This is a genomic window from Sphingomonas segetis (genome assembly GCF_009720245.1).
In the GTDB taxonomy this organism is placed as follows: domain Bacteria; phylum Pseudomonadota; class Alphaproteobacteria; order Sphingomonadales; family Sphingomonadaceae; genus Sphingomicrobium; species Sphingomicrobium segetis.
Genome location: NZ_WJSQ01000081.1, coordinates 1 through 12112, shown reverse-complemented (window position 1 = coordinate 12112; position 12112 = coordinate 1). Strand labels below are relative to the sequence as shown.

At 66.0% G+C, this 12112-nt stretch carries 13 protein-coding genes and 1 pseudogene; 6 read left to right on the top strand and 8 right to left on the bottom strand.

What is annotated here, in order from left to right; translation table 11 throughout:
* Window positions 1–206 precede the first annotated feature (206 nt).
* The 4 genes and pseudogenes from GH737_RS09170 to GH737_RS09155 all read right to left on the bottom strand — a co-directional run bounded on the left by GH737_RS09170 (window position 207) and on the right by GH737_RS09155 (window position 1918).
* The gene (locus GH737_RS09170; RefSeq protein WP_196233070.1) at window positions 207–761 is read right to left on the bottom strand and encodes a DUF3617 domain-containing protein; all 555 of its coding nucleotides are present in this window, start codon (window positions 759–761) and stop codon (window positions 207–209) included.
* A 48-nt stretch (window positions 762–809) separates the two neighbouring features.
* Window positions 810–1116, bottom strand: a pseudogene (locus GH737_RS09165) (HNH endonuclease signature motif containing protein).
* On the bottom strand, window positions 1109–1417 hold the full coding sequence (locus GH737_RS09160; protein ID WP_155264534.1) for a hypothetical protein: 309 nt from the start codon (window positions 1415–1417) through the stop codon (window positions 1109–1111). Before GH737_RS09160 ends, GH737_RS09165 begins: the two are co-directional and overlap by 8 nt.
* 144 nt (window positions 1418–1561) lie before the next feature.
* Window positions 1562–1918, bottom strand: coding sequence for a TraR/DksA family transcriptional regulator (locus GH737_RS09155; protein ID WP_155264533.1), 357 nt, complete (start codon window positions 1916–1918; stop codon window positions 1562–1564).
* A gap of 35 nt (window positions 1919–1953) precedes the next feature.
* Between GH737_RS09155 and uvrB the strand changes: the two genes are divergently transcribed.
* From uvrB to GH737_RS09140, 3 genes are all read left to right on the top strand, one after another.
* Window positions 1954–4152, top strand: a complete 2199-nt coding sequence (gene uvrB, locus GH737_RS09150; protein WP_155264532.1) for an excinuclease ABC subunit UvrB — start codon at window positions 1954–1956, stop codon at window positions 4150–4152.
* Window positions 4153–4272: 120 nt separating this feature from the next.
* The gene (locus tag GH737_RS09145; RefSeq protein ID WP_155264531.1) at window positions 4273–4665 is read left to right on the top strand and encodes a type II toxin-antitoxin system RelE/ParE family toxin; all 393 of its coding nucleotides are present in this window, start codon (window positions 4273–4275) and stop codon (window positions 4663–4665) included.
* Window positions 4634–4921, top strand: a complete 288-nt coding sequence (locus GH737_RS09140) for an addiction module antidote protein (RefSeq protein WP_155264530.1) — start codon at window positions 4634–4636, stop codon at window positions 4919–4921. Before GH737_RS09145 ends, GH737_RS09140 begins: the two co-directional genes overlap by 32 nt.
* 9 nt (window positions 4922–4930) lie before the next feature.
* On the opposite strand, the gene GH737_RS09135 is transcribed toward GH737_RS09140, so the two are convergent.
* The 4 genes from GH737_RS09135 to GH737_RS09120 all read right to left on the bottom strand — a co-directional run bounded on the left by GH737_RS09135 (window position 4931) and on the right by GH737_RS09120 (window position 10830).
* Window positions 4931–6784: an autotransporter domain-containing protein gene (locus tag GH737_RS09135; RefSeq protein WP_155264529.1), complete on the bottom strand. Its 1854-nt coding sequence runs from the start codon at window positions 6782–6784 to the stop codon at window positions 4931–4933.
* A gap of 169 nt (window positions 6785–6953) precedes the next feature.
* Entirely contained in the window at window positions 6954–7412 is a 459-nt protein-coding gene (locus tag GH737_RS09130; protein WP_155264528.1) for a hypothetical protein, read from the bottom strand.
* Between the two features lie 95 nt (window positions 7413–7507).
* Window positions 7508–9433: a hybrid sensor histidine kinase/response regulator gene (locus GH737_RS09125; RefSeq protein ID WP_230558722.1), complete on the bottom strand. Its 1926-nt coding sequence runs from the start codon at window positions 9431–9433 to the stop codon at window positions 7508–7510.
* Between the two features lie 89 nt (window positions 9434–9522).
* Entirely contained in the window at window positions 9523–10830 is a 1308-nt protein-coding gene (locus GH737_RS09120) for a M20/M25/M40 family metallo-hydrolase (RefSeq protein ID WP_155264526.1), read from the bottom strand.
* 116 nt (window positions 10831–10946) lie between these two features.
* On the opposite strand from GH737_RS09120, the gene GH737_RS09115 reads away from it, so the two are divergent.
* The 3 genes from GH737_RS09115 to GH737_RS09105 form a co-directional block, all read left to right on the top strand.
* Window positions 10947–11507, top strand: coding sequence for a glycoside hydrolase family 108 protein (locus GH737_RS09115; RefSeq protein WP_230558721.1), 561 nt, complete (start codon window positions 10947–10949; stop codon window positions 11505–11507).
* Between the two features lie 55 nt (window positions 11508–11562).
* Window positions 11563–11871, top strand: a complete 309-nt coding sequence (locus tag GH737_RS09110; RefSeq protein WP_155264524.1) for a hypothetical protein — start codon at window positions 11563–11565, stop codon at window positions 11869–11871.
* Window positions 11868–12112: hypothetical protein (locus GH737_RS09105; protein WP_155264523.1), on the top strand; the 245-nt coding region annotated here is incomplete at its 3' end. The genes GH737_RS09110 and GH737_RS09105, both read left to right, overlap by 4 nt.

Sequence of the window (12112 nt, the reverse complement as noted above, 5' to 3'; positions counted from 1 at the left end):
CTTTTTCGAGGGCAACAGCGAAGAGGTCGGGACCCGCACGACCACCGCCGTTGTCCAGTCGATCTCGGCATCGAGCCCGGCGGCCTCGAGCGCCCGCGCGGTGCGCTCGGCGAGCGCCGGATCGGCCTTGATTGCACCGCCGCCGCGGTTCAGAAGGACGTGAAGTCGAGCCATTGCTGCGCGGCTAACGAACGATCGGCCGTCGCCTATCCGTCCTTCTCGGTACATTCGCCGACCCGCCTGGCGTCGACATGCATCTTCATCGTCATTCCCGATTGCTGGCCGCCCGTAGCGTTGCTCGCCATGTCCATCGAGTAAGTCGTCGGCGTGTAGCTGCCGGTCATGGTCGTGTCCTGGGTGCCGCCTTCCTGCTTGCACTGCATGCGGATGTCGATCTTGCCTCCGCCCATCGTGAAATGCTCGTAGCGGCACGACTTGTCGGCCCCGAAAAAGTCCTCCTTCGGGCGCTTCACTTCCTCGGGCGTGAGGCAGCTGCGCGACGCGTCCGGCTGGTGCTCGGCCATCGTCTGCTTCATCTTCTGCGCGAACTCCGGCGGCATGCCGGGGATGTTCATCTCGTGAACCGTGACCTTCGATTCCCACAGGCCGGGCTCGACCATCGCGCCGCCGGTCATCACGCCGGACTGGCGCACGGCCTTGGTCACTTCATTCCCGCTCGCGTTCTTGAGGTCCACCTCGGGCCCCTTGTTGCACGAAGCCAGAATTGCGGCGCCGGCAATCATAAGAATCATCTTGTTCATCGAAGCCCCCCGTTTGGAGCGCAGCATAAGCGCAAGCCGCACGCCGCACTAGCGCCGGCCGTGGGTCGGCGCGTGGAAGTCCGGCTCCTTGTTCGCGATCCACTCAAGGAAAGCGCGCGATCTCGGGTGTCGACCGAAAGGCCGCGAGATCGAGCCGCTCGAGCTCCTTATTCGAAATGCTCTTGTGCAAGGTGCGGTGGCAGATCGGATGGACCGCCACCAGTAGCCGTTCTGGCCGTCTCCCGGACGGCCCGCGTGCGGCTACTGCCCGCCCGCCGCGGCTCTTCGGCACCGGGTGATGATATTCGATGCGGTCGCCGAGCGGGCGGGTGCAGAACCAACAGATTTCAGTCACTCGTCAGATCGTTGCCACAGCGCGAGCACTCGGCCTCCGGCCACGGCAGCGTGTGCGTAGTCAACAGCCAAGCCGGACTAGTTGGAGGGAGAATGTCGCGGCGGTAGACATTCTTGCCGCAGACGGGGCAACGCAAGCTCAACCTCGCAATCAGGAACAATACGGCCAGCGGCAAGAACAGCGCTAAGACGATGAATCTCTCTTCCGGCACGGCGGCGAACCAGGCGATGAGGGCTGCGCTGGCAGCAAGATAGCCAATGCTGAAGACGCACGCTCGGCGCCGTACCGTCAGTTTCAGCACGCTTGGTCCCGTCGTCGAAAGATTCGGCGGGGCAGTGTCAATCGGGGCAGGGTAGAGCGTCAACCCCGCCTGAACCATGCCGCGGCCATGCCCGTAACGGCTGACGGACGGCCGAGCGGACGGGCGCAGAGCCAGCAGCGCTCGTCAGTCGGCACAGCGGATGCAGCGGGTCGCCATCGGATCGGCCTCGAGCCGGCGCTTGCCGATGGGCTCGCCGCATTCGCTGCACCAGCCATATTCGCCCTGTTCGATTCGCCGAAGCGCGGCGCCGATTCGGGCAAGGTCGTTCTGCCGCCGTCTTGCTTCGGCGTCGGCCATGGCTTGCTGCTGCAGCGCGTCCATGCGGCTCAAGCGGCCGACCGATTGCTGGTCGAGTTCGACCGGACCCCGGGACTCCGCCGCTATCGCGTCCTGCGCCCGCAGCTCTTGCCTCAGCGCCCGCATCCGCTGTGCGAGGGCATGGATTTCAGCTTCCGTCAGTCCGTCTGCTTCGCTGGTCATTGTTCCAATCCCGCTGCTGACCATATTGAGCGCCGATGCCAATTCAAATCCGCACCGGTCTTGCCGAGCCGGAAACCGCCGACACGTTCGTGCCGCACAAGCCGGCGCGTCCCGACAAGGCTGAAGGCGGCAAGCGCTTCAAGATCGTCGCCGATTATCAGCCGGCCGGCGACCAGCCGCAGGCGATCAAGGAGCTGGTCGAGGCGACGCGTGAAGGCGAGAAGAGCCAGGTGCTGCTGGGTGTCACCGGCTCGGGCAAGACCTTCACGATGGCCCAGGTCATCGAGACGGTGCAGCGGCCTGCGCTGGTGATGGCGCCGAACAAGATCCTCGCCGCCCAGCTCTACGGCGAGTTCAAGAGCTTCTTCCCCGACAATGCCGTCGAATATTTCGTCAGCTACTACGATTACTACCAGCCCGAAGCCTACGTCCCGCGCAGCGACACCTACATCGAAAAGGAGTCGAGCGTGAACGAGGCCATCGACCGTATGCGCCACTCGGCGACGCGCTCGCTGCTCGAACGCGACGACGTGATCATCGTCGCCTCGGTCTCCTGCCTCTACGGAATCGGCTCGGTCGAGACCTATTCGGCGATGACCTTTTCGCTGAAGAAGGGCGGTTCGGAGGACCAGCGCGAGGTGATCCGCAAGCTCGTCGCGCTCCAGTACCGGCGCAACGACGCCAGCTTCACGCGCGGCAGCTTCCGCGTGCGCGGCGACAGCCTCGAGATTTTCCCCTCGCACTATGAGGATATGGCGTGGCGAGTGAGCTTCTTCGGCGACGAGATCGAGGCGATCAGCGAGTTCGATCCCCTGACCGGCAAGACCATCGCCGCGCTCGAATCGATCAAGGTCTACGCCAATTCGCACTATGTGACGCCGGGCCCGACGCTCAAGCAGGCGATGGAAGCGATCAGGCACGAGTTGGCCGAGCGGCTGAAGGAGCTGACTGCCGAAGGGCGGCTGCTCGAGGCCCAAAGGCTCGAGCAACGGACCAATTTCGACCTCGAGATGATCGCCGCGACCGGCTCCTGCGCGGGGATCGAGAATTACAGCCGTTTCCTCACTGGCCGGCTGCCCGGCGAGCCGCCGCCGACATTGTTCGAATATCTGCCCGACAACGCTCTGTTGTTCGTCGACGAGAGCCACCAGACGGTGCCGCAGATCGGCGCGATGGCGCGCGGCGACCACCGGCGGAAGATCACCCTCGCCGAATATGGCTTCCGCCTGCCGAGCTGCATCGACAACCGCCCGCTGCGCTTCAACGAATGGGACGCGATGCGACCGCAATCGACCTTCGTCTCGGCGACGCCCGGTCCCTGGGAAATGAACGAGACCGGCGGCGTGTTTTCCGAGCAGGTCATCCGGCCCACCGGCCTCATCGACCCTCCGGTGGAGATCAAGCCCGTCGAGGACCAGGTCGACGATCTGGTCAACGAAGCGAAGAAGACGGCGCGGCAGGGCTACCGGACTTTGGTCACGACGCTGACCAAGCGGATGGCGGAGGACCTCACCGAATATCTGCACGAGGCCGGCCTGAAGGTCCGGTACATGCACTCCGACGTCGAGACGCTCGAGCGCATCGAGCTCATCCGCGAGCTCAGGCTCGGCGTCTACGACGTGCTGGTCGGGATCAACCTGCTGCGCGAAGGCCTCGACATCCCCGAGTGCGGGCTCGTCGCCATCCTCGATGCCGACAAGGAAGGCTTCCTCCGCTCCGAGACTTCGCTGATCCAGACCATCGGCCGCGCCGCGCGCAACATCGAAGGGCGCGTCATCCTCTACGCCGACACGAAAACCGGTTCGATCGAGCGGGCGTTGGCAGAGACGGACAGGCGGCGCGAGAAGCAGCTCGCCTACAACGAAGAGCACGGGATCACGCCCGAGAGCATCAAGCGCAACGTTCACGACATCATGGCGCATCTCGCCACGCGCGACGGCGTCGTCGTCGACACCGGGGACGAGGAACGCCCGCACCTCGTCGGCCACAACCTCAAGGCCTATCTCGCGGACCTCGAGGAGCGGATGCGCAAGGCCGCCGCCGACCTCGAATTCGAAGAAGCCGCGCGGCTTCGCGACGAAATCAGGCGGCTGGAGGAGGACGATCTCGGAATCCCGCAGCCCGACCGCGTGGCCCCGCGCCCGCTCGGCAACTCGAGTGAAGGGAAACCGGGGACGCGGAAGGGCCGCTTCGGGAAGCAGAGCAGGGCGAGGTTCGGCGGGCGGCGCGGCTAGCAACACCCGACCAGGTCGCATTATCTACGCAAGTCATTTTGCGGCGGCTCTCGTGTACGGAGCGGCCATGGCTATGCGAACGAACCTACAACCAAACGCCAACCTGCATAGAGTGGCGGCATGACAAAGCCGTCGAAACTCTCCAATCGCGTTGACTCTCGCGAGTCTGTCCTCTATAAAGGACAAGCATTCCAGCTGACGCAAACACACGAATTCCACCGCTGGCTCGGCTCGCTTTCCGACCGGCGTGCGATCGCTCGAATCGTCGATCGGCTCAAGCGGGCATCGAATGGCAATTTCGGCGACGTGAGGCCTGTGGGCACCGGCGTCTCCGAGATGCGGATCGATTATGGGCCGGGTTATCCCTTCTATTTCTTCCGGCTCGGGAAGGAGCTTGTCATCCTCCTCTGCGGAGGAGACAAGAAGGCGCAGGATGCCGATATTGCGAAGGCGAAGCGGCTGAAGGACGAGATAGAACAGAGTGGTAAAGCTAAGCCCGTTCGACCCAGCTGAACACCTCCAGACTGAGGAGGATATCCTCTATTATCTCGAAGCTGCGATGGAGGGGAATGACCCCAAGCACATCGCCAGCGCGCTCGGCGATGTCGCTCGCTCAAAGGGCATGAGCGAAATCGCTCGCAAGACGGGCCTCGGGAGACAGGCGCTCTACAACGCGCTTTCGGAGAACGGGAATCCAACGCTGGAGACCCTTCTCGCAGTTCTCAATGCGCTTGGTCTGGAGCTGAGCGTCCAGAAGCGCGCCGCCTAAGCCGCAGCGCTAGAAACTCGCCCTCAGCCCCACGTGTGCGCCCGTCTCCTGGCCTCCGTCGCGGCCGAGCGTGCTGGTCACCGCCGCATCGAGGCTCGTGCCGCCCATGATCGTCGCCGCGGCGCCGACCGAGACGCGCGCATAGGTCTCCTTGTCGCGGGTCACGTCCCAGCGGTTGACGATGAGCGGCGCGTCGGCCTGCGCGAAAGAGATGACGCGCCCGTCGCCGGAGAATTCGTGCTCCGCCGTCAGCGCGAAGTAGGGGCGGATGCCCTGGAGGTCGGCGCGCGCTTCGATCCCGATCTGCCCGGTCAGCGACTTGAGGCTCTGGCTGCCGACATTGAGCGTCAGCACCGGGTCCCCGCTCTCGGTGTAGCCGTCGACCTTCGCGCGCGCATAGTCGAGCGCGACTATGGGGCCGATCCGCGCGACCCCGAGCGGCAGCAGATAACCGCCCTTGGCGCCGGCCGTGACGTGGCTGCCGTCGGGGCGTGCGCTCAAGTCACTGACCACGCCGCTACGCGACAGTCGGTTGCGGTCGCGGCCGTAGCCGAGATGGGCCTGGCCGAAGAGCGCGTCGGCGGCGACGCTGCCGTAGGCACCGATCTGCCAGCTGTGCGCATTGATGCGCGCCGAATCATTGCCGAAGCGTATTTTTGGCCGGCTGTAATTGGCGGCGATTCCGACCGCGCCCATCGGCAGGCCGAATTCGGCGCCGATCGTGCCGCCGCCGCCGCTGATGTCGAACGCGGCATTCTGGTCGCTCGCGGCGAAATCCTGCGAGAAATAGTCGCCGATCGCGAACAGCTTGAGGCCTGCGGCCACGCCTCCACGCCCGTAAAAGTCCGACCGGGTCGACAGCGTTCGGCCGAATTGCCGCGCGGTCGCCAGGCCGAGGTCGGCGGGCGCCTGAAGCGTCAGCGGCGCGTCGAGCTGGCGCGCGACATATTCGGCGAGGATCGCATAGCCTTGCGACGTCAGGTGGAGCGCGTCGCCGTAAAACAGATAGCCGCTAGAATCGACCAGGCAGGTCGGGTTCGGCAGGATCGGGCAGACCAGGCCGTTGGTGATGCCGTACGCGCTTGGGTTGGCCGCGATCTGCTGAAGCATGACCTGGCCGTCAAGATAGTGAACGATCGAGCCGCCCGCCGCATAGCCGGCGAGGGTCGGCTGGAGCGCGCTGAAATAGGCGTTGGAAAAGACGCCGCGGATTTGCTGGGCGGCCGGATCGTTGGCGACTTCGGGCGCGACGGCCCCGTTCAACGCCAGGAAGCTGATGGTGGGATTGCCCAGCGCAACGAGCCGGTCGAGCTGAGCGGCGGTGCCGGCGGCCGAGGCAGTGCCGGCCGCCTGCGCTCCGGCAAGAGTGCCGCCCGCCTGCTGGTAGAAGCGCGCGTCATTGCCGCCGATCGACACCGCCAGAAGGTCGCTGCGGTTGAGCGTCGTCGATCCAGCCGGGAACACCGACGACTGCGCCCCGACATTCAGGAACTGGTCGACCTCATATTGCAGGCCCTTGCCGCACAGCGGCGACGTGCCGGGCGCGTAGAAGGAATCGAAGCACAGAGTGCCGTTGTTGACGCCCCCGAACGCCCCGCCGATTGCGAAGTCCTCGACCGGCACCTGCAGCAGAGCGGCGAGCGTGTCGATGTAATTGGTGCCGCTGGAGAAGCGCTTCGTCGGGTAGATAGCCAGCGCCTGCGGGTTGGCATAGCCGAGTGCAAATGCATTGCCGGTGTCCGCATAGCTGTCGCCGACTGCGACGATCCGGTCGATCTGCTGTGCCGCCGCGGGTGTTGCAGCCGCCGCAAGAGCGGCGAGCGACGCGCGAGCGAGAAAGCGGCGGAAATTCCTGCAGGCCATGAACATCCTCTCCCTCGCCGATCCGTTCGACCGGCCCCGGAAAGCATCGTGGCGAATATTGACATGGGTGCAAGCGCGGCCGCGGCGCCCAGGCACGGTTCGCCGGACAGTGCGGCAGTCGGGCAACAGCAATCGCGGCGGGGCCGCGAGGCCGCGGCGCCCGATGCTGTTACCGAAGCACGCCTTTCTTCTCCATCGCCCGGGCGTAGAGGAACAACGCGAGCGCGACCAGGAGGATCACCGCCGGCATCGCCTTCATCATCGGGCTCTGCGTCGCGCCGGGCATCGGCGGGGCAAGCAGCATCTGATAGCCGAGGCTCAGCACCGCGCCGATCAGCGAGAAGCCGAACGACCACACCGCCCAACGGCTGCGCATCAGCAGGAGCACGGAGCCGAGCAGCCCAAGCCACACGCCCAGCGCCCAGCCGACATGCGCGTACAGCGGCATGTCCTCAATCCAGGCCAGCGCCACGTTCGCGTCGACGCCCGGCATCGTGCTGGCGATATACTCGGCGCCTTTGGTCTTGGTCATGGTGTAGTCGAACGCCCCGAAGCAGTTCCACAGGAGCGACAGGATCCCGACGATCCACAGATGCGCGGGAGTCCGCGCGGACACGGCTTGCTGCATGTCATTTCCCCCACCATCCCGCGCTTCCTTCGATCGCGGCGAAGCGATGAGGCTCCCGTTCGGGGGCACCTGTCAAGGGCGCCGAGCCAAGCCCCTCAGCTGGCGGCGATTTCGATCTTCAGCAGCTTGCCGAGCGCGCCCGCGAGCGCGTCCATTTCGTACGGCTTCTGCAGGATTGGGAAGCCGTGGACCTGCGCCACCTGCTCGCTGTAGCCGGTGGTCAGCAGAATCGGCAGCTCGGGGAAGCGCTCGCGCACCTTTCGCGCCAGCTCGACCCCGCTGATCCCTCCGGGCATGACGATGTCGGAGAAGATCAGCCTCGGCTTCTCTCCGCCCGAAAGCCGCTCGAGCGCTTCCTTCGCGCTATGGGTGACCGTCGCTTGGAACCCGAGCTCGTCGAACATTCCCGCCGCGAGCTCGGCGACCAGCGTGTCGTCCTCGACCACCAGCACCCGGCCGAGCGTCTCGCTTCCCTTGTTGCGGCCGCCGCTGGGCTCGCCGCTGCGGCTAGCTGGAATGTACATCGTGAACACCGATCCCTTGCCGGGCTCGGACTCGACCGCGATCGCGCCGCCGATCTGCCTCGCGAAGCCGAACACCTGGCTCAGGCCGAGGCCGGTGCCTTCGCCGAAGCTCTTGGTCGTGAAAAACGGTTCGAACACCCGCTCCACCACCTCGCGCGACATCCCCGTTCCCGTGTCGGCGACGCGCAGCGCGACATGCTCGCCCCTGAGGCCGTCCGGCTCCCCGGTAAGCACCGCGTTGTGCGCGCTGATCCTGAGCGTCCCTCCCTCCGGCATCGCGTCACGCGCGTTGAACGCGAAATTGAGGATCGCGAGCTCGAGCGCTCCGGCGTCGGCATCGACCGGCCACAGCTGGTCGGAGAATTCGGTCACCACCTCGATGTTCGAGCGCAGCGACGGACGAAGCAGCGTCGCGACGTCGGCGAAGAACAGCTTCAGGTCGATCTGCTTGAGTTCGAGCGGCTGGGCCCTCGCGAAGGCGAGCAGCTGTCTGGTCAGGCTCGCTCCGCGCTGCGCCGAATTGCGCACGCCGTCGAGCATCCTCCTGACCTTGTCCGGATCCTTGATGTTGCGCAACGCGAGTTCGCAGGCGCCGAGGATCGCGGTCAGGAGATTGTTGAAATCGTGGGCGAGGCCGCCGGTCAGCTGCCCGAGCGCCTCCATCTTCTGCGAGCGGAACAATTGCTCGCGGCTTTCCTCGAGCCGACTCTGGGTCTCGCGCTTGTCCGTCATGTCGCGCGTGATCTTGGCAAAGCCGATCAGCTCGCCGTCCTCGTTACGGATGGCGTCGAGCACTACGCTCGCCCAGAAACGGGTGCCGTCCTTTCGCATCCGCCAGCCCTCGGCTTCGTAACGGCCGGTCTCGCGCGCGATCTCGAGGGCGCGGTGTGGCACGCCGGCCTCGAATTCCTCCGGCGTATAGAAGCGGCTGAAATGCTCGCCGATAATCTCCTCGGGCGCGTAGCCCTTGATCCGCTGCGCCCCCGAGTTCCAGTTCGTCACCTTCCCCGCGGGGTCGAGCATGAAAAGCGCGTAGTCGGTGACTCCCTGAACGAGAATTTGGAAGCTGCGTTCAGCCTCCAGCAGCGCCTGTTGCGCGGCCCGCTGCTCCGTCATGTCGCGCGTGATCTTCGCGAACCCGACCAGCTTGCCCTTCTCGTCCTGGATGCGGTCGACCACCACGCTGGCCCAGAAACGCGCGCCGTCCTTGCGGACGCGCCACCCTTCGCCTTCGAACCTGCCCTCTCGCTTCGCCGTCTCGAGGACGCTCTGGGGCATCCCCGCCGCGCGGTCCTCCTCGGTGTAGAATTTCGAGAAATGCTGGCCGACGATCTGTTCGGTCTGATAGCCCTTGATTCGCTCGGCGCCGGCGTTCCAGCTGGTCACGAACCCCTTGGGATCGAGCATGAAGATCGCATAGTCGAAGATCGACTGGACGAGCAGCTTGAACGGCTCGGAAGTTGTCTTGTCCCCCTGATCCAGAAGCCCCTCCTCCAACGCGTGCGCTCCTGCGGAAACTACACCCCCGCGCAAAGTCTAACACGCGAGCCCGCCCGCCGGTTGCATGACCGCTGCGGCAGAGCCGCTCAGCGATGCTCCGCGGCGAGGCGGCTCATCAGGATCGCGGCGCGCTTGGCCTGCTTGAAGATCGACGGAACATCGACGGCTTCCTTGTCGGTGTGCGAGCCCGAGCTTGCCGGGCCGAGCCCGATCAGCCCATCGATGTCGGCGGCGACGAAGCTGATGTCCCCCGCCCCCCGCTTCGCCGGGTCGAGCTCGCCCATCTCCGGAAGGCCCATGTCGCGGTTGACGGCGTTCAATCGCGCAAGCAGCGCGCGATTGCCCTCGGTCGGCGGCATCGGCGGGTAGGCGTCCGCATCGAAGCTGATTTCCGCCTTCGTGCCCGGAAGCGACTGGGCGACGATCGCGCGCATCCTGGCGCGGACGCGATCGATCTGCTCCTGGCTGATCGCGCGCAAATCGCCGCGCGCGACCGCGACCGGCGCGACGATGTTGGTCTTGCCGGTCGCCTCGATCCGAATCTTGCCCGCGTCGAGCGCCGCGGTCTGACCGCCGCCGACCAGGCCCACATTGTAGGTCAGCTTGTCCTCGGGAAGCTCGCGCCGGAACTGGTCGACGATCCGCGCGAGCTCGTAGATGGCGCCGTAGCCGACGCCCGGATTTCCCCAACCTGCCGAGTGGGCGCTGTTGCCGCTGACGGTCAGCGTCCAGCTGCCCGCGCTCCGCCGCGCGATCGAGCCCATGTCCTTGCCGTCGACGACGGAAAGGTTCTCGAAATCGAGCGCGACGTCGGCTTTCCTGCCTTCGGCGACGAGGTCGCGGCGGGCGAGCGCGATCGGGCTTCCCGCATCCTCCTCGTCGCCGCTCAGGAAAACGGTGATGTTGGCTTGCCTCAGCGTGCCCGCCGCCTGCATTGCGCGCAGTGCCGCGACGATCACCGCGATCCCGCCCTTGTCGTCGCCCGCGCCGGGCCCGTGCGCCCGGTCGCCTTCACGGGCCCATCGCTGGAATGGCGAATCGGGTTCGAACACCGTGTCGAGGTGAGCGATCAGCAGCAGCCGCTTCCCCGTCCGGCTGCCGTTGTGGCGCGCGACGAGGTGCCCTGCCCTACCCGCGGCGCTCATGTCGATCCATTCGGTCGTGAAGCCGAGTGCCCTAAACTCCGGCACGACCAGGTCCCGGACGGCTTCGACCCCAGCCTTGTTCAGCGTCCCGCTGTTCTGGTCGACCCAGCGCTCGAGCAGACCGACGGTGCGCTGCTGCTCGGCATCGACGGTGCGGACCATGACCTGCTCGGCGCGGCTGAGCGCTGCGGCAACGGGCGCTGAGAGGAACGCGAGAGCGGCGAACGCGAACAGGAATCGTGGCTTCATGGCGTCAGCCTAGCGGCGGCGCTCACCATCGTCATCCCCGGACGCACCGGTTCGGACACTTTCCTACAGCGTGCCTATTTGGTTACACGTATGCGACTCGGGGAGAGGAGTTCATGGTGGACGAGACAGTAGATGTGGACACGCTGATCGACGGGTTGATCGAGCGCGAGGGTGGCTATGTCGCCAACCCGGCGGACAAGGGCGGGCCGACGCGTTTCGGGATCACCGAAGCGGTTGCTCGGGCCAACGGCTATCGCGGCGCGATGCGCGACCTGCCGCGCGAGGAAGCGGCGGCGATCTACCAGCGCATTTACTGGCTCCGCCCGCGGCTCGACGAGATCGCCCGGCGCAGTGCGCGCGTCGCCGCCGAACTGTTCGACACCGGCGTCAACATGGGGCCGGCGGTCGCCGTCACCTTCCTGCAGCGCGCACTGACCGCGCTCAACCGCAACGGCAAGGATTATCCGGACCTCGTGCCCGATGGCCGCGCCGGTCCGCAGACGCTCGCCGCGCTGGATGCATTCATGGCGATTCGGGGCCGAACCAGCGGCGAGACCGTGCTGCTTCGCGCGCTCGAGGCGCTCCAGGGCGAGCGGTACCTTCGCCTCGCCGAGCGTCGTCCAGCTAATGAAGCATTTCTGTACGGCTGGCTCGCGAACCGGATTGGTGATCGCTGAGCCGCGCATTCGCCGTCACTACGAACATTCGCGAACATTCGACTGGAGAATATCCATGAAACCCCTGCCCCCGCCGCGGACTTTCGCCGAAGGCCAGCGCACCATCTACGGCCTGCTCGCGGCGGCCGCCGGCGTGTTTTGCGGCGCCTGTGCCGTCGCGATGGTGGCGCTCCTGATGTGGGGCGGCTGGAGCCCTGCCGAGGAACATACGATCGTCGTCATCTTCGGCTCGGCACTCGGCGGCTTCATCGCAGCGATGGTGGTGGTCATCGTCGGCCTGCTGGCCGGCGGGCCGGTCGGCCGCTTCAAGGTCGAGGCTAGCCGCGACGGCGCCTCGTTCGAAGCCGAAGGCCGCATGCCGTGAGCCTGCTTCGGTTCCTCGGCCCGCAGGGGATCGCCGGCCTCGCCCTCAGCCTCGCGCTCGGCCTGCTCCTGATGATCCAGAAGAGCGAAACCCGTCACTGGAAGAGGCAGAGCGCTCGGTTCGAACAACTCTATGAGAAACATCAGGCCGCGCTCGCCGGCACGGTCGCCAATTACCGCGCCGCCGCCGACGCCGCGCGCGCCGCGGATCGCGCGAACCTCGGCCGCGTCGCCGCCGAACA